Genomic DNA, 23,302 nt, shown 5'->3' on the forward strand with positions numbered 1-23,302 from the left:
TGGTTACCCTGGAATCGGTGTGATCTAAATCTCTTTGTGGAAGTTACGTGAAGGCACGCAACCGAAGGCTGTTCGTGACGACGAACACGGACGAAAACGCCATGGCGGCTCCCGCGATCATAGGGTTGAGCAGGCCACTTGCAGCCAGGGGCAAGGCCGCAACGTTGTACCCGAAGGGCCAGAAGAGGTTGCCCCTGATGGTGGCCAGCGTACGCCTGGAAAGGCGGATTGCGTCAGCTGTCACCTTGAGATCTCCACGAACCAGTGTGATGTCGCTCGCCTCGATCGCCGCATCCGTCCCAGTGCCCATCGCCAGCCCCAGGGATGCCGTGGCCAGGGCGGCGGCGTCGTTGACCCCGTCGCCGACCATGGCGACGACCCGGCCCTCGGCCTGAAGGCGCTTCACGACGTTCACCTTGTCCTCGGGGAGCACCTCCGCGAGGACCGTGCCGATGCCCACCTCGCGCGCCACGGCCTCCGCCACGGCCCGGTTGTCGCCGGTCAGCAGGATCGGCTCCAGACCCAGGCCGCGCAGCTCGGCCACGGCTGCCGCGCTGCTGTCCTTGACCGTGTCCGCCACCCCGAACACGCCCCGGGCCACTGAGTCCCAGGCGACGACGACCGCCGTACGCCCGTGCGCCTCGTTCTCCTCCAGGGCCCGCGCCAGCGCTGGCGGGAGGGGGATCCCGGCATCGGCGACGAGGCGGGGCCGCCCGACGAGGACGGCGTGTCCCTCGACGGTGCCCTGGACGCCGAGGCCGGGGATGTTGGTGAAGTCCTCGGGGGTGGGGAGGGGGCCGGTGGTGTCGGTGGCTGCGGTGGCGACGGCTTGGGCGATGGGGTGTTCGGAGGCGTTCTCCAGGGCTCCTGCCAGTCGTAGGACTTCGGTCTTGTCGGTTTCGTGGGTGGTGTGGGTGGTGTGGAGGGTCATGCGGCCGGTGGTGACGGTGCCGGTCTTGTCGAGGACGATGGTGTCGGCGTGGCGGGTGGTTTCCAGGACTTCGGGGCCTTTGATGAGGATGCCGAGTTGGGCGCCGCGGCCGGTGCCGACCATGAGGGCGGTGGGGGTGGCGAGGCCGAGGGCGCAGGGGCAGGCGATGATGAGGACGGCGACGGCTGCGGTGAAGGCGGTGGTGAGTCCGGCGCCGTTGCCGAGCCAGAAGCCGAGGGTGGCCAGGGCGAGGGTGATGACGACGGGGACGAAGACGGCGGAGATGCGGTCGGCGAGGCGTTGTGCGGAGGCTTTGCCGTTCTGGGCGTCTTCGACGAGTCGGGCCATGCGGGCGAGTTGGGTGTCGTTGCCGATGCGGGTGGCTTCGACGAGGAGGCGTCCTCCGGCGTTGAGGGTGGCGCCGGTGACGGTGTCGCCGGTGGTGACCTCGACGGGTACGGACTCGCCGGTGAGCATCGAGGCGTCCACGGCGGAGGAGCCCTCGACCACGGTCCCGTCCGTCGCGATCTTCTCCCCGGGACGCACGACGAAGCGGTCGCCGACGGCCAGCGTGTCCGCCGGGACACGTACCTCCCTGCCTCCCCTCAGCACGGCGACGTCCTTCGCCCCCAGCTCCATCAGCGCCCGCAGCGCCGCGCCGGACTTCCGCTTCGCGCGGGCTTCCAGGTAGCGGCCCAGGAGGATGAACGCGATGACTCCGGCCGCCACCTCCAGGTAGATCGTCGAGGCGGCGTCGGCGCGCGAGACGGTCGGATCGAAGCCGTGGCGCATACCGGGCATGCCCGCGTCGCCGAGGAACAGGGCCCACAGGGACCAGCCGAACGCGGCGAGCGTGCCGAGCGAGACCAGCGTGTCCATCGTCGCCGCGCCGTGCTTGGCGTTGGTCCAGGCGGCCCGGTGGAAGGGCAGGCCGCCCCAGACGACGACGGGCGCGGTGAGGGTGAGGCTCAGCCACTGCCAGAAGTCGAACTGGAGCGCCGGAACCATGGCGAGCACGACGACCGGGGCGGCCAGCGCGGCGGAGACGACGAGGCGCTGCCGGAGCGCGGTGAGGGAGGCGTCCTGCTCCGCGTCGGCGTCCCGGGCGACGACGCCGGGGGCGGGCTCCGGCACGGGCTCCGCCGTGCGTTCCGGCACGGGCTCCAGCGTGGACTGCGGACCGGGCTCCAGCGTGGACTGCGGCATGGGCCGCGACGGGAGCTGCGACGCGGATTCCGGCGGACATTCCTGTCCGGGGCCCGGGACGGAGTCCTGGGCGGCTTCAGGGGCGGGCGCCGGGACGGTGACGGGGCGGGCCGTGTAGCCGGTCTTCTCGACCGTGGCGACGAGATCCCCCAGCTTCAGCCCCTCCCCGAAGGTGACGCGGGCCTTCTCGGTCGCGTAGTTCACCGTGGCGGTGACGCCCTCCATCCGGTTGAGCTTCTTCTCGACCCGGGCGGCGCACGAGGCGCAGGTCATCCCGCCGATCATGAGCTCGGCGCGGGAGACGCCGGTGGCCGGGAAGTCGGCTGCTGTGCTGGCCATGTCCGGAACTCCTGGAAAACGCAGATCGGGCCGTACCCCACCAGTATCGACCGGTGCGGCCCGGCCCGACGGCGGGCGGGTGGTGCGGTGGAGGCCGGCGCTCAGGCGGCCGGGCCGAGAAGCTCGTATCCGGCCTCGTCGACGGCGGCGCGGACGGCGTCCTCGGCCAGCGGGGCCTTGGACGCGACGGTGACCAGGCCGGTGGAGGCGACGGCGGCGACCGAGGTGACGCCCGCGATCCCGGAGATCTCCTCCGACACGGCCCCCTCGCAGTGGCCGCAGGTCATGCCCTTGACCTGGTACACGGCGGTGACCGAGTCGGCCTGCTCGATCTGCACGTCGGCCGCGCCGTCGTGGCAGGAGCCGGCGGGCGAGCAGCAGGAACCGGTGGACGGCGTGGTGTCGGTCTGGGCGGTCATGACGTTCTCCTCTTCGCGAACACGTTTCGGGCGGCACGGCGGGGCACGTGGGACCGCAGAGGCCCTCGTGGCGTCCCCGCCTCAGCCACACTATACCCCTAGGGGGTATCAATGCGCTCTGTCGGCGCCGGGCATGCCGCCTCGTCGCCGACCAGGGGGTCCAGGTAGCGGTACATCACCGTCTTCAGCTCCTGGATGTAGGCCGTGCGCTCCTCGCCGTCGGTGGCCATGATCAGGTCCAGTCCGGCCTTGAAGACCATGAAGGCCATCTCGGCGATGCGGTGGATGTCGGGGGCGGGCAGGTCCGGGAGGTAGTCGGCGAGCACTGACTCGACCCGCGTCAGCATCGTCGCGTGCAGCGTGTCGTGCGCCTCGGTGATCCGGCCGGGGATCTCCGAGCCGTGCATCAGGACGAAGAACGCCGGGTTCTCGCAGTTGAAGGCGATCAGCGGATCGAGGATCGCGTCCAGCATCCGGTCCAGCGGGAGCTCCGTGTGACTCTGTGCGAAGGCGGCCCCGTAGGTGTCCCGCCAGCGGTCCAGCAGCCGGTCCCCGAGCTCGACGGCGATGGCCTCCTTGTTCGGGAAGAACTGGTAGAGCGTGCCGGGGGAGACCCCGGCCTCGCGGGCGATGGCGTTGGTGCTGGACGCGGTGTAGCCGCTGGTGCAGAAGACGTCGGCGGCCGCCCGGAGCAGTTGCGCGATCCGGGCCTCGCCGCGGGCCTGGCGGCGGCGGGGGCGGGCGGGGCCCGCCGTCCTGTCCGCGGCTCCCTCGGCTCCCGCGGCTCCCTCGGTGGCGGCTTCGACGGCGGCCTCGGCGGCGGTCTTGTTGGCTTTGGCCTCCGGCACGGTCAATCCCCAGCTCTCATGACGCGATTGACAAACGCGAGCAGTCACTCGCATTCTAGAGAAACGCGAGCGACTACTCGTGTTTGCCAGGATGAATGGCAACGACCGACCCATGCTGCCCTGCGCTGCCCGGGTCTCGGTGAAGGGGACACCGCACCATGTCCGAAGTCAACCGTTCCGCGCCGCCCCCGGGCGGCGGCTGGACCCGGTTCGTCACCGCCCGACCGCGGCTCGCGCTGCTGGCCGCGCTGGTGATCACCACCCTCGCCGTGTTCGCCGGGAGCGGGGTGGCGGACCGGATGGGCAGCGGCGGCTGGCAGGCCCCCGACGCCGAGTCGACGTACGCGACGGAGGTGCTGGCCCGGGAGTTCCCCGCCTCGCAGCCCAATCTGCTCCTGCTGGTGGACAGCGGCTCCGCGGGTGTCGACGACCCGGCGGTGGCCGCCGAGGCCGCCCGCCTGGCGGAGCGGCTGAAGGCCGAGCCGGGGATATCGGGGGTCGGTTCCTACTGGGAGACCGCGTCGCCCGCTCTGCGTTCCGAGGACGGCCGGGAGGCCGTCATCGCCGCCCGGATCGGCGGCGACGAGAAGACCGCGGGTGAGACCCTCGACCGGCTGGCCCCGGACTTCGCGGGGGAGCGGGGGCCGGTGACGGTCTCCCTCGGCGGGCCCGTCGCCGTGCAGCACGAGATGCAGACGATCATCCAGGAGGATCTGCTGCGGGCCGAGCTGATCGCCCTGCCGGTGACACTCGTCCTGCTGGTCATGGTCTTCGGCAGCGCCGTGGCCGCGATGCTGCCCCTCGCTGTCGGCATCGTCGCCATCCTCGGCACCAACGCCGTGCTGCGGGGACTGACGGAGTTCACCGACGTCTCGGTCTTCGCGATGAACCTCACCACGGCCCTCGGCCTCGGACTCGCCATCGACTACGCCCTGTTCATCGTCCGCCGGTTCCGCGAGGAGCTGGCGGCCGGCGCGGACACCCGGACGGCGGTGGGCACGACGCTGCGGACCGCCGGGCGTACGGTGCTGTTCTCGGCGCTGACCGTGGCGGTGTCCCTGTCGGCCATGCTCGTCTTCCCGCAGTACTTCCTGCGGTCCTTCGCCTACGCCGGGATCGCCGTGGTCCTCCTGGCCGCCGCTGCCGCGCTGATCCTGCTACCCGCGGCGTTCGTGCTGCTCGGCCCCCGGATCAATTCGCTGGACCTGCGCCGGCTTTTCCGCCGCCGGAAGGCGGCCGCGACGGCCGGGGGCGACACGGCGGGTGCCGCGGGCACCGTGGCCGGAGGCCTCCGGGCCCATTCCGCCGGTGGCGCCGACGCGTCGCCCGGCCGGGGCTGGGCGTGGCTGGGTGCGCTGGTGATGCGCAGGGCTCCCGTCTTCGCCATCGTCACCACCGTCGGGCTCCTGCTCCTCGGACTGCCCTTCCTCGGGGTCAGGTTCGGCACGGCGGACGACCGTCAGCTGCCGGCCACCGCCGAGTCGCGGGTCGTCCAGGAGCACATCCGCGAGGGGTTCCCCGGAAGTCCCGGCGGAGGCCTGGAGGTGCTCGCCGAGGGGCAGGCCTCCTCCGCCGACCACGCGGCCCTGAGGGACCGGATCGAACAGCTCCCCGGCGTGCTGCGGGTCGACGGCCCGGTCGCCGACGGCCCCGTCGCCTACTACAGCGTGCTGCCCGAAGGCGAAGCCGTCGGTGAGGAGACCCAGCAGCTCGTACGGGACCTGAGAGCCATGCCGTCCCCCTCCTCACTCGACCTCTCGGTCACGGGTACGGCGGCGGTCCTCGTCGACTCCAAGGACGCCATAGCCGACCGGCTGCCCTGGGCCCTGGCGATCATCGTGGTCGTGACGCTGCTCCTGGTCTTCCTGCTCACCGGCAGCGTCCTCATTCCGCTCCAGGCGGTCGTGCTCAACGCCCTCAGCCTGACCGCGATGTTCGGAGCGGTGGTCTGGGTCTTCCAGGACGGGAATCTCTCCGGACTGCTCTCCTTCACCAGTACGGGCGACATCGAGACGACGCTGCCCGTCCTGATGTTCTGCGTGGCCTTCGGCCTCTCCATGGACTACGGGGTCTTCCTGATATCCCGGATCAAGGAGGAGTACGAACGCACCGGCGACCACGAGCACTCCGTCACCTTCGGTCTCCGGCATACCGGCGGACTGATCACCGCGGCCGCCGTGATCCTCGCGGTCGTCATGGTCGCCATCGGCACCTCACGGGTCACCAACACCAAGATGCTGGGGCTCGGCATCGCCCTCGCGGTCCTGATGGACGCCATGGTGGTGCGCAGTCTGCTGGTCCCCGCCGTGATGAAGCTGATGGGCCGCTCCACCTGGTGGGCCCCCGCCCCTCTGAGGGCCTTCCACCGCAGGTTCGGCCTGAGCGAAGGGGAAGCCGCCCCGGCCGTCGCATCCGCCGCTCCGCAGGCCCCGGGCGGTCCGGGTGGCAGCGGCGGACCGGAAGGAGCGGAACGGGCAGCGGAGACCGAGGAGATACCGGGCGCGAGCAGAGAGCTCGGCGAACCGGCGCGGCGCTGATACCTCCGAGAGGAAGTCGCCCGGAAAGAGCTCCCGGGGAAGCCGGGAGTGCCCTCTGGGCGCGACAGGACGGGCCCGCCCGCCGCCGAACGGGTGGCGGGCGGAGGGCCCGGCCCCGCCGCCCGCCAGGAAGGCTCCACAAGCCCGTCTACGGCATCGCCAAAGCGGCTCTGACCTGGGCTTTCGTGCTCGTCCGGCCTAGAATTCCCGCAACGGAAAAGGGGGCCCGAATGGACCGGAACGTCCGTACGACGGATGACGTATTGGCTTTGATGGACGGACTGTTCGCCCCGGAAGCGGACCGGTGGACGGTCGGCGGAGCGTCCTGGTGGGACGCGTTCTACGCGGACCGGTCACGGGAGGTGCCGTTCTTCGCGGACAAGCCCGACGAGAACCTCGACGCCCTGATCCGCCAAGGGCGGACGGCCCCGGGGCGCGCGCTCGAACTCGGCTGTGGCCCCGGCCGCAACGCGGTCCACCTGGCCTCGCTCGGCTTCGAGGTCGACGCGGTCGACCTCTCCCCGGCGGCGCTGGCGTGGGCCCGGGAGCGGGCCGAGAAGGCAGGGGCCGACTCCATCCGGTTCCACCACGGTGACGCGTTCGCCCTGACGGCGGCGGGCGCCGCCCTGACCGGTCCCTACGACCTGATCTACGACTCGGGTTGCTTCCACCATCTGCCGCCCCACCGGCGGATCAGCTATCTCGCCCTCCTGGAGCGCTGCCTCGCGCCCGGCGGCCACTTCGCGCTCACCTGCTTCGCCGCGGGGGAGGGCGGGATGGGCTCGGAGTTGCCGGACGCCGAGCTGTATCTGACGGGCGGTCTGCACGGCGGGCTCGCCTACACGGACGACGAGCTGCGCAGCGTCTTCTCCGGGCTGAGGGAGATCGAACTGCGCCGGATGAACGACGAGCCTCCCGAGTCCCCGCTCTTCGGGGAGCCGTTCCTCTGGACGGCACTCTTCCGCAGGGCCGCCGGTCCGGGGTAGCGGAAGGCTGGGGCGGCGGGGGCGCCGTGGCGTCCGGGCCGGGCGTCAGCGCCCCCGGTTGCGGGGGCGCGAGGCGACCCAGGCGCGGACGGTGTCTCCGTACCAGTACGGCTTGCCGTTCTTCACCTGGTCGGGCGGGGGCAGGAGCCCGTGCTTGCGATAGGAGCGGACGGTGTCCGGCTGGACCTGGATGTGCGCGGCAATGTCCTTGTAGGACCAGAGCGTTCTGTCCGTCATCGATGACACCTCTCTGCACGTCCCAAGCTGACGATCGCTCAGCCTGTGCCCGGTTGAACGACCCCGAGCAGCAGGCTGGGTGGGGCTGTCGCCCGGCTGTGACGGAAAACCCGCGTAACGGAGATATGTGTGCCGAAACGGTTACCGCAGTGACAGAAAGAATGAAGCGTTGCTGGTGGTGACAGAGGGGCGACGAGGAGAGCGGCCGCTGTCAGACCCCGGTGCCACGATGAAGAGCATGAGTACTGCCGAACGCCCGATGCCCCCGCTCGACGCCGACGAACGCACCACCTTGGAGAGCTGGCTCGACTTCTACCGCGCCACCCTCGCCCAGAAATGCGCCGACCTGCCGGAGGAGGGGCTGCGCGAGGCGTCGGCGGCGCCCTCCCCGATGACTCTGCTCGGACTGCTCCAGCATCTGGCCGAGGTCGAGCGGAACTGGTTCCGCCGGGTGCTCGCGCAGGAGGACGCCCCGCCGTTCTTCGTCCCGCCGGCCGGAGACGGCGACGGAAGCCAGGGCCGTGACGGGGGCTGGGAGCTCGCCGAGGACGCCACCCACGCGCAGGCGCTCGCGCGCTGGGAGGGAGAAGTGGCGGCGGCCCGGAAGAACTGCGCTGCGCGGGCGCTCGACGACACCAGCCCGTTCATGGGCGCGCGGGTCACGCTGCGCTGGATCTACACACACATGATCGGCGAGTACGCGCGGCACTGCGGCCACGCCGATCTGATCCGCGAACGCGTGGACGGGCGTACGGGGCTCTGATCCGCTGCTGGACCGTGTTTCCGGAGCCCGGCGCCTGCCGCGTTCAGGATCCGGGCCCCGGGGCTGTCTCAGAGGGGTGAGCCGGGCCGTCCGCAGGAGCGGAGGAACTCCCGGGTGCGGCGTGCGATGGGGAGCGGCTTGTCCGGCGGGCACGGGTACATGTCCTGCTCCACGATCGCGAACAGGTCGACGTCCAGGGCGCGCGCCGCGTCCAGTACCGGTTCCAGGGCGGGGACCCCGCCGGGCGGCTCGCACATCACGCCCCGGGCCACCGCCGGGCCGAACGGCACCTCGTCCGCCACCACCGCCGCCAGGACCCGGGGGTCGACCTGCTTGAGATGGAGGTAGCCGATGCGTTCCCCGTACGTCTCGATGAGCTTGACGCTGTCGCCGCCGCAGTAGGCGTAGTGCCCGGTGTCCAGGCAGAGCGAGACCAGGTCGGGGTCGGTGGCGTCGAGGAAGCGGTTGACGTTCTCCTCGGTGTCGATGTGGGTGTCGGCGTGCGGGTGGACGACGATCCGCAGCCCGAACCGCTCCCGGACCTCCCGGCCCAGCCGCTCCGTCTGCGCGGTCAGATCCCGCCACTGCGCCGGGGTGAGCGTGCGGTCCTCCAGCACCTCGCCCGTCTTGTCGTCACGCCAGAAGGAGGGGATGACGACCAGATGTTCGGCGCCCATGGCCCGGGTCAGCGCGGCGATGTCCGCGACATGCGCCCAGGTCCGGTCCCAGACGTCCGGTCCGTGATGCAATCCGGTGAAGACGGTTCCGGCGGAGACCGTGAGCCCCCGGCCGCGCGTCTCGTCGGCCAGCCGGGCCGGATCAGTGGGCAGGTAGCCGTACGGGCCGAGCTCGATCCACGCGTATCCGGCCTCGGCCACCTCGTCGAGGAAGCGCTGCCAGGGCACTTGCTGCGGATCGTCGGGGAACCACACACCCCAGGAGTCGGGAGCCGAGCCGATACGGATGCGGGCCGAGGACGGGGCGGAAGGGGTCATAACGCCCAGCCTCCTGGCCCGCGCGGAAGAGTGTCAAGAGTTCGTCCGAATGTCCGGACAAAATGTTGACAGGGTTCCGGGCGGAGGGCTAGACCTGGGGCCAGCCGGCCATCGGCCGGGCGAACCGGTGGTGCTGACCGGTGGTGCGAAGGGATGGGCATGCCTGAGCCGTACGACGTGATCACCATGGGGCGGATCGGCGTCGACCTCTACCCGTTGGAGGCCGGGGTACCGCTCGCCCGGGTCGAGACGTTCGGCAGGTTCCTCGGCGGTTCCCCGGCGAACGTCGCGGTGGCGGCGGCCCGGCAGGGGCGGCGCACGGCCCTCATCACCCGGACCGGGGAGGATCCCTTCGGCGCCTACCTCCGCCAGGAACTGGACCGGTTCGGCGTGGACCCCCGCTGGGCCACGGCCGTCGCGGAGTACCCGACCCCGGTGACCTTCTGCGAGATCTTCCCGCCGGACGACTTCCCGCTCTACTTCTACCGCCGGCCCAAGGCCCCCGATCTGGAGATCCACGCACCGGACCTCGACCTGGACGCCGTGCGCGACGCCAGGATCTTCTGGATGACGGGCACCGGGCTCAGCGCCGAGCCGAGCCGGTCCGCCACGCTGGCGGCCCTCCGCGCCCGGAGCGAGAGTGCCACGCGGGCCGACCGCCCGGCGGAAGACCCACGGCCCACGGCGACCGTCTTCGATCTCGACTGGCGGCCCATGTTCTGGGACGGGGGCGACGACAGTCCGGAGGCGCCCGCCCGGTACCGCGAAGCGCTGGCCCATGCCACGGTCGCCGTCGGCAACGTCGACGAGTGCGCCGTCGCGACCGGTGAACGCGAACCGTACGCCGCGGCTCGGGCGTTGCTCGCGGCCGGGGTGGAGCTCGCCGTCGTCAAGCGGGGGCCGGAGGGTGTGCTCGCGGTGCACCGTGACGGCACCACCGCCGACTGCCCGCCACTGCCGGTCGACGTGGTCAACGGCCTCGGCGCCGGGGACGCGTTCGGGGGCGCGCTCTGCCACGGGCTGCTCGCCGGGTGGCCGCTGGACCGCGTCGTGCGGTACGCGAACGCGGCCGGCGCCATCGTCGCCTCCCGGATTGCCTGCTCGTCCGCGATGCCGTTCCCGGACGAGGTCGAGGAGGCCCTCGCGTCCGGCGCCGTAACGCGGGACCTCGCGACGCGTGCCGCCCCGGACCTCGCCACGCGTGCCGCCCCGGGCTCCGCCACGCGTGCCGCCTCGGGCTCCGCCACGTGTCCCGCCCCGGGCGATCCGGTCCCCCCGGCCACTCGCGGCGGCCCCGACGCCCACCCCAGCCCCGACGCCCACCCCGTTCCCGACGGCCACCCCGACCCCGGGCCCGGGACCCGCCCCCACTTCGGTCCCGGTCCGGACGCCCTCCCCGGCCCTGACCCCGCTCCCGGCCCCGACGTCCCTGCGTCCCCCCGGACCGGAGCCGGCTCGTGACGCCGCTCGCGCCCTCCCTCTCCGCGCTCGTCCGGCTGCGCGCCGAGCGCCCCGAGGCCGTTGCCGAGGCCGCCGCACGACGGCGGAGGCGGCGGCTGATCCGGCACCCCGGCGACCAGTTGATGATCGTCGCGGCCGACCATCCCGCGCGCGGCGCGCTCGCCGTGGGGGACCGGTCCCTCGCCATGGCCAACCGCTTCGAGCTGCTGGAGCGGCTCTGCCTCGCCCTCTCCCGGCCCGGGGTCGACGGGGTGCTCGCATCGGCCGACGTCCTGGACGATCTCCTCCTGCTCGGCGCCCTGGAGGACAAGGTCGTCATGGGCTCGATGAACCGGGGCGGTCTCGCGGGCGCGGCCTTCGAGCTCGACGACCGGTTCACCGGCCACCGTCCCGACGACCTGGTCCGCCAGGGGTTCGACGCGGGGAAGCTGCTGCTGCGGATCGACCACGGCGACCCCGGTTCGCTGGACACCCTGCACACCGCCGCCCGGACGATCGACGCGATGGCCGCGCACCGGCTGCCCGTGTTCGTCGAACCGTTCCTCTGCCGCCGCGTCGACGGCCGCCTCCGCAACGACCTCGGGGCCGCCGCCGTGGCGACCTCCATCGCCATCGCGTCGGGCCTCGCCGGGACGTCCGCGTACACCTGGCTGAAGGTGCCCGTCACCGACGACCCCGACGCCATGGGGCGGGCGATGGAGGCGTCCACGCTCCCCGCCGTCCTGCTCGGCGGCGAGGTGGGCGACGACCAGGACGCCGCCTACGGCAAGTGGCACGACGCGCTGCGGCTGCCCACGGTCCGGGGGCTGGTCGTGGGCCGCTCGCTGCTCTACCCGGCCGACGGGGACGTGACGCTCGCCGTCGACACCGCCGTATCGCTGCTCGGTCCGGGTAGGGAAGGGCCATGACGACGGACCACCCCGACCAGGAACAGCACCGCGACCAGGAACAGCACCGGGACCAGGACCGGGAACAGCACCAGGGCCAGCAGCAGCACCAGCACCAGGGCCAGCACCGGGAACAGCCCCAGCACCGGCACCGGAATCACGTACGCGACCAGCACCAGGGGCAGGACCCGCACCAGCACCGGGAACAGCGCCGGTTCCACCTCCCGTCCGGCAGTGCCGCGCGCGGGGCGTACGCCGTCGACATCGATCCCGGACGAGCCGGCTGGGACCGTTCGGCGTTGCGGGTGCTGGAGCTGGGGCCGGGCGGTGTTCACACGCTCGTCACCGGAGAAAGCGAATGGATCGTCCTGCCGTTGGCCGGTGCCTGTACGGTGCGTATCGCAGGTGAGACCTTTGAACTGCGGGGCCGGGAGAGCGTGTTCAGCGGGGTCTCCGACTTCGCCTACCTACCGCGCGACGCCCACGCACAGATCGCCTCCGGCGCAGGAGGCCGCTTCGCCCTGGCAGGAGCGAAGTGCGAGCGACGACTCCCCGCTCGCTACGGCCCCGCGCCGGAGGTACCCGTCGAACTGCGCGGCTCCGGGACCTGCTCCCGCCAGGTGAACAACTTCGCCGCCGCCGACACCTTCGACTGCGACCGGCTGATCGCCGTCGAGGTCCTCACCCCCGGGGGCAACTGGTCCTCCTACCCGCCCCACAAACACGACGAGCACGTGCCGGGCGAGGAGTGCGAACTGGAGGAGATCTACTACTTCGAGGTGCGGGACGGCGGGCTCGGCTACCACCGGGTCTCCCCGTCGCGCGACGGCGGTACGGACGTCCTCGCCGAAGTCCGGGGCGGCGACGTGGTCCTCATCCCCGACGGCTGGCACGGCCCGTCCATCGCACCGCCCGGCCGGACGCTCTACTACCTGAACGTGATGGCCGGGCCGGGGGAGGAGCGCGCCTGGCTGATCCGCGACCATCCCGACCACCGGTGGATCCGCGACACCTGGCCGGACGAGCCGATCGACGCCAGACTTCCGCTCTACACGGCGCATCCGTCGCCCGGCCCGGAGGTAACGCCTTGAGCCCGAAGAGCCCCGCGAGCCCGAAGAGGCACCACCCCGCCCCCACCCGCCGTCTGACCACCGCTCAGGCCCTGGTCGCCTTCCTGGCCCGGCAGTACACCGAGCGCGACGGCCGCCGGCAGCGGCTGATCAGCGCCACCTGGGGCATCTTCGGGCACGGCAACGTCGCGGGCATCGGCCAGGCGCTCGTGGAGGCGGGCCACGGAGGGAACGGCACCGCGCACCGCATGCCGTACCTCCAGGGCCGCAACGAACAGGCCATGGTGCACGCGGCCGTCGGGTACGCCCGCCAGTCGGGGCGGCTCTCCGCGCACGCGGTGACCACGTCCATCGGGCCGGGGGCCACCAACCTCGTCACCGGGGCCGCCCTCGCCACGATCAACCGGCTGCCCGTCCTGCTGCTGCCCGGCGACACCTTCGCGACCCGGCCCGCCGACCCCGTACTGCAACAGCTCGAAGTGCCGTACGCCGGTGACGTGTCCGTCAACGACTGCCTGCGGCCGGTCTCGCGCCACTTCGACCGGATCACCCGGCCGGAGGCTCTGATTCCGGCCGCTCTCCAGGCGATGCGCGTCCTTGCCGACCCGGCCGAGACCGGGGCAGTCACGCTCGCGCTGCCGCAGGACGTCCAGGCGGAGGCGTACGACTGGCCGGAGGAGTTCTTCGCCGAACGCGACTGGCACGTCCGCAGGCCCGCGCCCGACACGCACGAGCTGGAGACGGCGGTACGGGCGATCCGCTCCGCCCGTCGCCCCCTGATCGTCGCGGGCGGCGGGGTGCGGCACAGCGCCGCCGAGGAGACGCTCGCCGCGTTCACCGCCGCGACGCGCATCCCGGTCGCCTCCACCCAGGCGGGCAAGGGCGCGCTCCGCCACGACCATCCGGCCGACGTCGGCGGCATCGGCCACACCGGCACCGCCACCGCCGACGAGCTCGCCCGCGCCGCCGACCTGGTCATCGGCATCGGCACCCGCTTCTCCGACTTCACCACCGCGTCCGGCACCCTCTTCTCGAACCCGGCCGTCCGCTTCCTCCACCTCAACATCACCGCCTTCGACGCCCACAAGCTCGCCGCGCTCCCGCTGGTCGCCGACGCCCGCGCGGGCCTTGAGGCGCTCACGACGGCCCTCGCCGGACGTGGCTACCGGGTCGATCCGGCGTACGAGACGGAGTACACCGGCGCGAAGGAGGCGTGGGAGGAACGGGTCGACGCATCCTTCGCCACCCCCGACCCCACCGCGCGCCCCACCCAGACCCAGGTCCTCGGCCTCCTGGACGACCTGGTCACCGAGGAGGACATCCTCATCAACGCCGCCGGCTCCCTCCCCGGCGACCTGCACAAACTCTGGCGGACCCGCTCCCGCGACCAGTACCACGTGGAGTACGGCTACTCCTGCATGGGCTACGAGATCCCGGCGGCGATCGGCGTCCTGCTCGCCGCCGGAAGCCGACGGCGGACCCGGCCCGTCTGGGCCCTGGTCGGTGACGGCACGTACCTGATGAACCCCACCGAGATCGTCACCGCCGTCCAGGAGAACCTGCCGCTGAAGCTGGTGATCCTCCAGAACCACGGGTACGCCTCCATCGGCGGCCTCTCCGAGGCGGTCGGCGCGGAACGCTTCGGCACCGCCTACCGCCACCGCGACGCCGACGGTGGTTTCACCGGCCCGCCGCTCCCCGTCGACCTGGCCGCCAACGCGGCCTCTCTCGGACTGCGGGTCCTGCGCGCCGCCACCGTCGACGACCTGCGCAAAGCCCTCTCCGAGGCCCGCGACGCGGAGGGCCCCACTTGTGTCTACGTCGAGACCGAAACGCCCGACACAGTGTCGGGCCCCCCTCCGGCGCAGGCGTGGTGGGATGTTCCGGTAGCCGAAACCGCGAGCCGGCCGGCGGCGGTGAAGGCCCGGGAGGAGTACGACCGCCGGGTCGCCGCCCGACGCCGCCATCTGTGAAGCCTTGCTGAACGCCTGAACGCCTGAACGCCTGAACGCCTGAACGCCTGAACGCCTGAACGCCTGAACCTGCGTCTGCGCCCGCGCCTGCCCGAAGTCTGAAGGAGTACGTCATGACGAAGACCGTCAACCACTGGATCGGCGGCAAGACAGTGGAGGGCACGTCGGGCCAGTACGGTCCCGTCACCGACCCGGCCACCGGCGCGGTCACCACGCAGGTGGCGCTGGCCTCGGCGGACGAGGTGGGCGCGGCGGTGGCGGCGGCGAAGGCCGCGTACGCGACCTGGGGCACCTCCTCGCTCGCCCAGCGCACCGCCGTCCTCTTCCGCTACCGCGCGCTGCTCGACGCCCACCGCGACGACATCGCCGCGCTGATCACCGCCGAGCACGGCAAGGTGCACTCGGACGCGCTGGGCGAGGTCGCCCGGGGTCTGGAGATCGTCGAGCTGGCGTGCGGGATCACCACCCAGCTCAAGGGCGAGCTGTCCACCCAGGTCTCCAACCGGGTCGACGTCTCCTCGATCCGCCAGTCGCTGGGCGTGGTCGCGGGCATCACCCCGTTCAACTTCCCCGCCATGGTGCCGATGTGGATGTTCCCGCTGGCCATCGCGTGCGGCAACACGTTCGTGCTGAAGCCGAGCGAGAAGGACCCGTCGGCCGCCAACCTGCTCGCCGAACTGGCGGCCGAGGCGGGCCTTCCGGACGGAGTGCTGAACGTCGTCCACGGGGACAAGGTCGCGGTGGACGCCCTCCTGAACCACCCCGACGTGGCGGCGGTCTCCTTCGTCGGCTCCACCCCCATCGCCCGCTACATCCACGCCACCGCCTCCGCCAACGGCAAGCGCGTCCAGGCGCTCGGCGGCGCGAAGAACCACATGCTGGTCCTCCCGGACGCGGACCTGGACGCGGCGGCCGACGCGGCGGTCTCGGCGGCGTACGGCTCCGCGGGTGAGCGCTGCATGGCGATCTCCGCGGTCGTCGCGGTCGGCGCGATCGGCGACGAGCTGGTGGCCAAGATCCGCGAGCGCGCCGAGAAGATCAAGATCGGCCCCGGCAACGACCCGACCTCCGAGATGGGCCCCCTGATCACCGCCGCCCACCGCGACAAGGTCGCCTCGTACGTCACGGGCGCCGCCGCCCAGGGCGCCGAGGTCGTCCTCGACGGCACGGGCCACACGGTCGAGGGCTTCGAGGGCGGGCACTGGATCGGCCTGTCCCTCCTGGACAAGGTCTCCACCGACTCCGACGCCTACCAGGACGAGATCTTCGGCCCGGTGCTGTGCGTGCTGCGCGTGGAGTCGTATGAGGACGGCGTCGCCCTCATGAACGCCTCGCCGTTCGGCAACGGCACCGCGATCTTCACCCGCGACGGCGGCGCGGCCCGCCGCTTCCAGCTGGAGATCCAGGCGGGCATGGTCGGCGTCAACGTGCCGATCCCGGTCCCGGTGGGCTACCACTCCTTCGGCGGCTGGAAGGACTCGCTCTTCGGCGACCACCACATCTACGGCAACGACGGCGTGCACTTCTACACCCGCGGCAAGGTCACCACCACCCGCTGGCCCGACCCGGCCGACGCCCCCGCCGGCGTCGACCTCGGCTTCCCGCGCAACCACTGACCCACCCCCGGCCGCGCCCGGGGCCTCCGGCGAAATCCGGATGCCCGGGCGCGGCCGTGTCCCGCATCCTGGGACCCATGAACACCCCGCCCGTCCCTCCCCGCCACCAGATCCGCGCGCTCCACACCGCCACGACGGTCACCGTCTACCAGGCGTACCGGCCGGCCATCGGCCTGCCCGCCGCCCGCGACGGACGGTTCCCCGCCGAGTGGAAGCGGGACCGGATGACCTGGATCAAGCCCAGCTTCCTGTGGATGATGTACCGCTGCGGCTGGGGCACCAAGGAGGGGCAGGAGGTCGTCCTCGCCGTCGAGATCTCCTGCAGCGGCCTGGAATGGGCCCTCGCGAACGCCGAACTCTCCCACTACGCAAGCGGTGTGCACGCGGACCAGGCCGCCTGGCGGCGCAGCCTGCGCACCGCCCCCGCCCGGGTCCAGTGGGACCCCGAACGCGACCTAGACCTGAACCCGCTCCCGTACCGCTCGCTCCAGCTCGGACTGAGCGGCGAGGCGTCCCGGCGCTACGCCGACGAGTGGACCGTCTCCGTACGCGACGTCACCCCCCTCGCCCGCGAGGTGCACGCGGCGGTCCGGGCGGGGGACCGGGAGCGGGCCGCCGCCCTGCTGCCGGTGGAGACGCCGTTGGACCTGGCGGCGCCCCGGCCGGTGCCCGACGGCTCCTCGGAGCCGGCCATGTGACGTTCCGCAGCGCCGGAAGACGCCCAGGCCTCCGGAACGGCGGACTCGGAGCCGGCCATGTGACGTTCCGCAGCGCCGGAAGACGCCCCCGCCTCCGGAACGGCGGACTCGGCGCCGGCCGTCCTCGTCACCGCCGGGCGGACGTTCCGAACAGCCGGGCGGACCGGTGGTGTTGATGTGCGCGCTGTGCCCACGCGGCGAACGTGCGGAGGGGCGACCGCCACCCGGTGCGGGGGCCCGCCGAACGGCGGGAGCCGCCCCTCGGACGTCAGGGCCGACTCCCCGGGTCTGGCCGGCCCTTCCTCGGCTTCGGGGGCTCCTCCTGCCCGGCCCCGCCCCCGAACTCCCACACCAGCATCGCGAACCGCCCGTCGTCACCCGCCCCCGCCGAGCGGTACGTGGCGAGCGCCGCCTCGTTGTCCGGCTCCACGCCGACCCACACGTCGTAGCACCCCCGCTCCCGGGCGAGGTCCACCAGCGCCCGCGTCAGGGCCCCGCCGATGCCCCGGCGGCGGAACGGATCGTCGACGGCGAGTTCGTACAGGCACATCTCCGTCCCCTTGTCCGGGTGCAGCATCTCGATGCCCGAGACGAAGCCCGCCGGGACGCCGTCCACGTACGCGATCAGCAGCACATGGCCGTCCGCCGCGAGGAAGCGGGCCGCCCACTCCTCGCGGGGCGGGGCGTCGAAGAGATGGCCGGCGGCCAGGAGTTCCGTAACGGTCGTAGCGGGGCGAATGTCCACCATGGCCTCCTCGGGCAGGAATTCCGTACCGCGTCCGGAGTACGGGCGAGGCGCACCGTACCTCTCAGGGAGGCCGCGCACGTCACCCTCACGGCACGCAACCGGCTTGCGCCCTCCGTTTAGGGTCGAGGGATGGAGACCCCTACTGTTCGATGGCGGCGCCTGCTGCCCCGTACACCTGGCCGGTGGGCCGCGGCCGGCGCCGCGCTCGCCGTGCTCGTGGGCGGCGGCACCTGGTCCGCCGTCGCCGCCGACGGCTCGCCCGCCGTGCAGCGCGAGGACCGGATCCTGCGCATGGACGGGGTGCCGATCGACACCTCGTACTTCCGCGCCGAGGGTTCCGGTAAGCGGCCCGCCGTGCTCATCGGGCACGGGTTCGGCGGCAGCAAGAACGACGTCCGGGCCCAGGCCGAGAAGCTGGCCGCCGACGGATACGCCGTGCTGACCTGGTCCGCGCGCGGCTTCGGGAAGTCCGGCGGGAAGATCTCGCTCAACGACCCGGACCACGAGGTCGAGGACGTCTCCCGGCTCATCGACTGGCTCGCGGAGCGGCCCGAGGTGGAGCTGGACGGAAAGGGCGACCCCCGGGTCGGCCTCACCGGGGCCTCCTACGGCGGCGCCGTCTCCCTGCTGGCCGCCGGGTACGACGAGCGGGTCGACGCCATCGCCCCCGTCATCACGTACTGGAACCTCGCCGACGCCCTCTTCCCGGACGGGGTCTTCAAGAAGCTCTGGGCCGGGATCTTCATCACCACCGGCGGCGGCTGCGAGCAGTTCGAGCAGCGACTCTGCGAGATGTACGAACGGGTCGCCGTCAGCGGCAAGCCCGACGCCGAGGCCGTAAAGCTGCTCACCGAGCGCTCGCCGTCCGCCGTCGCCGACCGCATCAAGGTCCCCTCGCTCCTCCTCCAGGGGCAGTCCGACTCCCTCTTCCCGCTCGGCCAGGCCGACGCCATGCAGCAGGCCATCAGCGCCAACGGCGCACCCGTCTCCGTCGACTGGATCTCCGGCGGCCACGACGGCGGCGACAACGAGACGAGCCGGGTCGAGGGGCGCGTCGGGGACTGGTTCGACCGGTATCTCCGGCAGGACACCGGCACCGACACCGGGCCCGCCTTCCGCGTCAGCCGTACCGGAGGCGTCGACTCCACCGACGGCGCCGCCCTTCTGCGCGGGGCGAGCAGCGACACCTACCCGGGGCTGCGCAGCGGCGGCCGGGACATCGCGCTGCGCGGCGGGACGCAGACCTTTCGCAACCCGGCCGGGTCGGTGCCGCCCGCCATCTCCGCCGTGCCCGGCGTCGGCGGCGGACTCGCCCAGCTCTCCTCCCTCGGCGTCGGGCTCTCGCTCGACTTCCCCGGACAGTCCGGACGCTTCGAGTCCGCCCCGCTGGACAGCTCCGTGCGCGTCACCGGCACGCCCACCGTCACGGTGAACGTGAAGGCCGACGGCGACCGGGACGCGGTGCTCTTCGGCAAGGTGTACGACGTGGCGCCGGACGGCAGGCAGCAGGTCCTGCCCCACCAGCTCGTCGCCCCCTACCGGATCACCCCCGACCAGCAGGGCAAGCCCATCGAGCTGGCGCTGCCCGCCGTGGACCACGCGTTCGACGCCGGGCACCGGATGCGCCTGGTGTTCTCCGCGACGGACCTCGGTTACGCGTCCCCGGCCGAGCCCGCCACGTACACCGTGACCCTCGACGGATCGCTGACCGTCCCCACCGCCCCCGCCGTGACGACCGCCGCCGCCGCCCTCCCGTGGTGGACCTGGGGCCTCCCGGCCGCCGCGCTCGTCATCGCGGCCGCGCTCCTGATCACCGCCCGGCGGCGCACCGCGACGCCCGCCCCGGACCCCGGGCTCGCCGACGTACCGCTCCGGATCACCGGGCTCTCCAAGAAGTACGCGAAGTCCGTCGACCGGTACGCCGTGCGCGAGCTCTCCTTCCAGGTCGAGAAGGGCCAGGTGCTCGGGCTCCTCGGTCCCAACGGCGCGGGCAAGACGACCACACTGCGCATGCTCATGGGGCTCATCACCCCCGACGAGGGCGAGATCCGCGTCTTCGGGCAGGCCATCCGGCCCGGCGCTCCGGTTCTGTCCCGGGTGGGGGCGTTCGTGGAGGGGGCCGGCTTCCTGCCCCACCTCTCCGGGCGCGCCAACCTCGACCTGTACTGGCAGGCCACCGGCCGCCCCGCCGAGGACGCGCACATCGACGAGGCCCTGGAGATCGCGGGCCTCGGGGACGCGCTCGCCCGTGCCGTACGGACGTACTCCCAGGGCATGCGGCAGCGGCTCGCCATCGCCCAGGCCATGCTCGGCATGCCGGACCTCTTGATCCTCGACGAGCCGACCAACGGCCTCGACCCGCCGCAGATCCGCGAGATGCGGGACGTGATGATCCGGTACGCGGCCGGGGGCCGGACCGTCATCGTCTCCAGCCACCTCCTCTCGGAGGTCGAGCAGTCCTGCACGCACCTGGTCGTCATGGACCGGGGCCGGCTCGTGCAGGCCGGTCCGGTCGCCGAGATCACCGGCTCCGGCGACATGATCCTGGTGACCACGGCCGACGAGGTGCCCGAGCCGCTGGCGGAGAAGGTCGCCGCCCTGCCCGGCATCGGCTCCGCCGTCCGCACCGAGGACGGGCGCGGGCTCCTGGTCCGCCTGGACGGGGCCGCCACCTCGCGGCTCGTCGCCGACCTGGTCCGGCTCGACGTCCCGGTCACCGGTGTCGGACCGCACCGCCGCCTGGAGGACGCCTTCCTCACCCTCATCTCCCAAGGAGCAGCATGAGCGCCCCCGTCCAGCCGCCCGGGGCCCGGGTGGAGACCGAGCACCCGGAGGCCGCGGGCTACCGCGCCGGGCGCACGCTGCCCCTCCGCGTCGAGGCCATGCGGCAGTTGCGCCGCCGTCGCACCCTGCTCATGGGCGGGGTGCTCGCCGCCCTCCCGTTCATCCTGATCATCGCCTTCGCCATCGGCGGCACGCCGGACGGCGAGGACGGCGGCGGGGGCCGGGGCGGCGGCAGGATCAACCTGATGGACGTGGCGACCGAGTCCGCCGCGAACTTCGCCGCCACCTCGCTCTTCGTCTCCGCCGGCTTCCTGCTGGTGATCCCGGTGGCCCTGTTCTGCGGGGACACCGTGGCCTCCGAGGCGAGCTGGTCCTCGCTGCGCTATCTGCTCGCCGCGCCGGTGCCGCGCGTCCGGCTGCTGTGGTCCAAGCTCGTCGTCGCGCTCGGCTTCAGCCTCGCCGCGATGGTGCTGCTGCCGGTCGTCGCGCTGGCGGCGGGCACGGCGGCCTACGGGTGGGGGCCGCTGAAGCTGCCGACCGGGGGAGCCCTGTCCGCCGGGGACACCGTGCCACGCCTGGCGATCGTCGTGGCGTTCATCTTCGTCTCCCAACTGGTCACGGCGGGCCTGGCGTTCTGGCTCTCCACCAAGACGGACGCGCCGCTCGGAGCGGTCGGCGGAGCGGTCTTCCTCACCATCGTCGGCAATGTCCTCGACGCGGTGACCGCACTCGGCTCCTGGCGCGACTTCCTCCCCGCGCACTGGCAGTTCGCCTGGGCCGACGCGCTCCAGCCCCAGCTGGAGTGGGGCGGCATGATCAAGGGCGCGGCGGTATCGGTGACCTATGCCCTGATCCTGTTCGCGCTGGCCTTCCGCGGGTTCAGTCGTAAGGACATCGTGTCCTGAACCTGATGTTCCGACGGTGTCCCGCCCGCTGTTGCCGCATCGAGATGGTTCCGCAACGCTTTCGTCGACTCCGGTCGGCCGCCCCGTACGTCACATTCACAGGTGTCGAGGACACCGTGACGACATGGGGGGTTACGCATGAACCAGGCCGGCCGACGACGGCAGACGCGGGCGGGAGGCACGCTGAGGAGCGGGGCCGGGGACCCGGTGAGGAGCCGGGCGGCGGGCCGGGCGGGGGCCGTGGCGCTCCTCCTGGCGGGTGCCGTGGTGCTCACCGCCTGCGGCGGCGGCAGCGGATCGGACGGTACCCGCGACCTCAGCTCCGGCTCGCGCAAGGGGCAGGGGCCGACCGGCGGCGGACAGCCCGCGCCCGATGCCCTGGCGCCCGGGACCGGCCGTTCGGCGCCACCGGGGGGAGACGCCGAGTCCGGCGCCTTCGCCGAGCCGGACGTCAAGGCGCCCGACTACCTCTCCACCTTCGCCCTGGACGTGGACACCGCCAGCTACGGCTACGCGCGCCGCACCCTCGGGGACGGCAGGCTGCCCGACGCCCAGGACGTACGGCCGGAGGAGTTCGTCAACAGCTTCCGCCAGGGGTACGAACGGCCCCAGGGCAACGGCTTCTCGGTCAACGTCGACGGGGCGCGCATCGGCTCCGGGACGGGCGGGGGCGGCGGAACCGGAGCCTCCGACTGGTCGCTGGTGCGGGTCGGCCTGGCCACGAGGACCGCACCGCCCGCCTCCGAACGGCCGCCCGCCGCGCTCACGTTCGTCGTCGACATCTCGGGTTCCATGGCCGAGACGGGCCGCCTCGACCTGGTCCGGAAGTCCCTGACCCTCCTCACCGAGGAACTGCGCGACGACGACTCCCTCTCCCTGGTCACCTTCAGCAACGAGGCCGAGACCCGGCTTCCGATGACCCGGGTCAAGGGCAACCGGAACCGGATCAAGCACGTGGTGGCGGAGATGGAGCCCGCCCGGTCCACCAACGTCGAGGCGGGCGTCACCCGCGGCTACGAGGAATCGGTCGAAGGCCACCGCGAAGGCGCCACCAACCGCGTGGTGCTCCTCTCCGACGCCCTCGCCAACACCGGCGACACCGAGGCCGAAGGCATCCTGGAGAGGATCGACTCCGCCCGTCGCGAGTACGGCATCACCCTCTTCGGCGTCGGTGTCGGCAGCGACTACGGCGACGCGTTCATGGAGCAGCTCACCAACAAGGGCGACGGCAACACCACGTACGTCGGTGACGAGACGCAGGCCCGCAAGGTGTTCGTCGACCAGCTCCCCGCCCACCTGGAGATCCGGGCCCGCGACGCCAAGGCCCAGGTGGCGTTCGAGCGGAAGACCGTGAAGCAGTTCCGGCTGATCGGCTACGAGAACCGCAAGGTCGCCGACGAGGACTTCCGCAACGACGGTGTCGACGGCGGCGAGGTCGGCCCCGGCCACACCGTGACCGCTCTGTACGCCGTACGGCTGCGCGAGGGCGCGTCCGGCACGGTGGCCCGCGCGACGGTGCGCTGGCTCGACCCCAAGACCCGCAAGGCCCGGGAGGAGAGCGGAACCGTCACGACCGGTGCGCTCGACGGCACCCTCTGGGGCGGCGGGAACGACCGGCTCCAGGTCGCGGCCGTGGCCGCCTACTTCGCCGACCACCTGCGCGGAGGCGACCTGCCGGGCGCGCCCAACCTCGGCGAACTCGCCTCCCGGGCCTCCGGCTTGGCGGAGGCGACCGAGGACAGCGCGGTGGAGAAGCTGGCCACGGCGATCGGACAGGCGGACCGGCTCCAGCGCGGAGCCGGTCCGGACGACGCACCGGAACCGAGCGAGGGCGAGATCGGCTGAGGCGGATCACCGGTACCGGGGGCGGCGGGGCTGCGGCCCCCGCACCCCTCCGGC

At 72.6% G+C, this 23,302-nt stretch carries 18 protein-coding genes; 12 read left to right on the plus strand and 6 right to left on the minus strand.

Going from position 1 to position 23,302, the window contains the following annotated elements; genetic code table 11:
• Nucleotides 1–43: 43 nt before the first annotated feature.
• The 3 genes from KME66_RS23255 to KME66_RS23265 form a co-directional block, all read right to left on the minus strand.
• Nucleotides 44–2,476: a heavy metal translocating P-type ATPase gene (locus KME66_RS23255; protein WP_216325539.1), complete on the minus strand. Its 2,433-nt coding sequence runs from the start codon at nucleotides 2,474–2,476 to the stop codon at nucleotides 44–46.
• A 101-nt stretch (nucleotides 2,477–2,577) separates the two neighbouring features.
• Entirely contained in the window at nucleotides 2,578–2,895 is a 318-nt protein-coding gene (locus KME66_RS23260) for a heavy-metal-associated domain-containing protein (RefSeq protein ID WP_216325542.1), read from the minus strand.
• A gap of 98 nt (nucleotides 2,896–2,993) precedes the next feature.
• Nucleotides 2,994–3,749 carry a TetR/AcrR family transcriptional regulator gene (locus tag KME66_RS23265; protein ID WP_216325544.1) on the minus strand — a complete coding sequence of 252 codons (756 nt, stop codon included), beginning with the start codon at nucleotides 3,747–3,749 and terminating at the stop codon, nucleotides 2,994–2,996.
• A 152-nt stretch (nucleotides 3,750–3,901) separates the two neighbouring features.
• On the opposite strand from KME66_RS23265, the gene KME66_RS23270 reads away from it, so the two are divergent.
• Together KME66_RS23270 and KME66_RS23275 are read left to right on the plus strand one after the other, a co-directional pair.
• A complete protein-coding gene (locus KME66_RS23270) occupies nucleotides 3,902–6,280 on the plus strand; it encodes an MMPL family transporter (protein ID WP_216325548.1) in 2,379 nt (792 codons plus the stop codon).
• A 230-nt stretch (nucleotides 6,281–6,510) separates the two neighbouring features.
• Complete coding sequence (locus KME66_RS23275) at nucleotides 6,511–7,266, plus strand: class I SAM-dependent methyltransferase (RefSeq protein WP_216325551.1); 756 nt, start codon at nucleotides 6,511–6,513, stop codon at nucleotides 7,264–7,266.
• A 45-nt stretch (nucleotides 7,267–7,311) separates the two neighbouring features.
• Here the strand turns inward: KME66_RS23275 and KME66_RS23280 are convergent, their stop codons facing one another.
• Nucleotides 7,312–7,503: a MerR family transcriptional regulator gene (locus tag KME66_RS23280; protein ID WP_010064909.1), complete on the minus strand. Its 192-nt coding sequence runs from the start codon at nucleotides 7,501–7,503 to the stop codon at nucleotides 7,312–7,314.
• A gap of 238 nt (nucleotides 7,504–7,741) precedes the next feature.
• On the opposite strand from KME66_RS23280, the gene KME66_RS23285 reads away from it, so the two are divergent.
• Nucleotides 7,742–8,266: a DinB family protein gene (locus KME66_RS23285; RefSeq protein ID WP_178378919.1), complete on the plus strand. Its 525-nt coding sequence runs from the start codon at nucleotides 7,742–7,744 to the stop codon at nucleotides 8,264–8,266.
• Nucleotides 8,267–8,334: 68 nt separating this feature from the next.
• Here KME66_RS23285 and KME66_RS23290 read toward each other — a convergent pair whose 3' ends face one another.
• Nucleotides 8,335–9,261, minus strand: coding sequence for a sugar phosphate isomerase/epimerase (locus tag KME66_RS23290; RefSeq protein WP_073216510.1), 927 nt, complete (start codon nucleotides 9,259–9,261; stop codon nucleotides 8,335–8,337).
• Between the two features lie 159 nt (nucleotides 9,262–9,420).
• Here KME66_RS23290 and iolC point away from each other — a divergent pair, with 159 nt between their 5' ends.
• The 6 genes from iolC (at nucleotide 9,421) to KME66_RS23320 (ending at nucleotide 16,966) form a co-directional block, all read left to right on the plus strand.
• Nucleotides 9,421–10,722: a 5-dehydro-2-deoxygluconokinase gene (gene iolC / locus KME66_RS23295; RefSeq protein WP_216325554.1), complete on the plus strand. Its 1,302-nt coding sequence runs from the start codon at nucleotides 9,421–9,423 to the stop codon at nucleotides 10,720–10,722.
• A complete protein-coding gene (locus tag KME66_RS23300) occupies nucleotides 10,719–11,630 on the plus strand; it encodes a deoxyribose-phosphate aldolase (RefSeq protein WP_216325556.1) in 912 nt (303 codons plus the stop codon). The genes iolC and KME66_RS23300 overlap by 4 nt, the downstream gene beginning before the upstream one ends.
• Nucleotides 11,627–12,700 (plus strand): 5-deoxy-glucuronate isomerase, encoded by a 1,074-nt coding sequence (gene iolB, locus KME66_RS23305; RefSeq protein ID WP_216325559.1) that lies wholly within the window; start codon nucleotides 11,627–11,629, stop codon nucleotides 12,698–12,700. The genes KME66_RS23300 and iolB overlap by 4 nt, the downstream gene beginning before the upstream one ends.
• Nucleotides 12,697–14,652, plus strand: a complete 1,956-nt coding sequence (gene iolD / locus KME66_RS23310; RefSeq protein ID WP_216325562.1) for a 3D-(3,5/4)-trihydroxycyclohexane-1,2-dione acylhydrolase (decyclizing) — start codon at nucleotides 12,697–12,699, stop codon at nucleotides 14,650–14,652. Before iolB ends, iolD begins: the two co-directional genes overlap by 4 nt.
• Nucleotides 14,653–14,765: 113 nt before the next feature.
• Entirely contained in the window at nucleotides 14,766–16,268 is a 1,503-nt protein-coding gene (mmsA, locus tag KME66_RS23315) for a CoA-acylating methylmalonate-semialdehyde dehydrogenase (protein ID WP_216325565.1), read from the plus strand.
• Nucleotides 16,269–16,345: 77 nt separating this feature from the next.
• On the plus strand, nucleotides 16,346–16,966 hold the full coding sequence (locus tag KME66_RS23320; protein WP_216325568.1) for a DUF4291 domain-containing protein: 621 nt from the start codon (nucleotides 16,346–16,348) through the stop codon (nucleotides 16,964–16,966).
• Nucleotides 16,967–17,234: 268 nt separating this feature from the next.
• On the opposite strand, the gene KME66_RS23325 is transcribed toward KME66_RS23320, so the two are convergent.
• Nucleotides 17,235–17,711, minus strand: coding sequence for a GNAT family N-acetyltransferase (locus KME66_RS23325; protein ID WP_216329573.1), 477 nt, complete (start codon nucleotides 17,709–17,711; stop codon nucleotides 17,235–17,237).
• Nucleotides 17,712–17,843: 132 nt separating this feature from the next.
• On the opposite strand from KME66_RS23325, the gene KME66_RS23330 reads away from it, so the two are divergent.
• From KME66_RS23330 to KME66_RS23340, 3 genes are all read left to right on the plus strand, one after another.
• Entirely contained in the window at nucleotides 17,844–20,498 is a 2,655-nt protein-coding gene (locus tag KME66_RS23330) for an alpha/beta fold hydrolase (RefSeq protein WP_216325570.1), read from the plus strand.
• Nucleotides 20,495–21,403, plus strand: a complete 909-nt coding sequence (locus KME66_RS23335; RefSeq protein ID WP_216325573.1) for an ABC transporter permease — start codon at nucleotides 20,495–20,497, stop codon at nucleotides 21,401–21,403. Before KME66_RS23330 ends, KME66_RS23335 begins: the two co-directional genes overlap by 4 nt.
• Before the next feature lie 138 nt (nucleotides 21,404–21,541).
• A complete protein-coding gene (locus KME66_RS23340) occupies nucleotides 21,542–23,248 on the plus strand; it encodes a von Willebrand factor type A domain-containing protein (RefSeq protein ID WP_253208455.1) in 1,707 nt (568 codons plus the stop codon).
• Nucleotides 23,249–23,302: the final 54 nt, after the last annotated feature.

This window comes from Streptomyces sp. YPW6 (assembly GCF_018866325.1).
Taxonomy (GTDB): domain Bacteria; phylum Actinomycetota; class Actinomycetes; order Streptomycetales; family Streptomycetaceae; genus Streptomyces.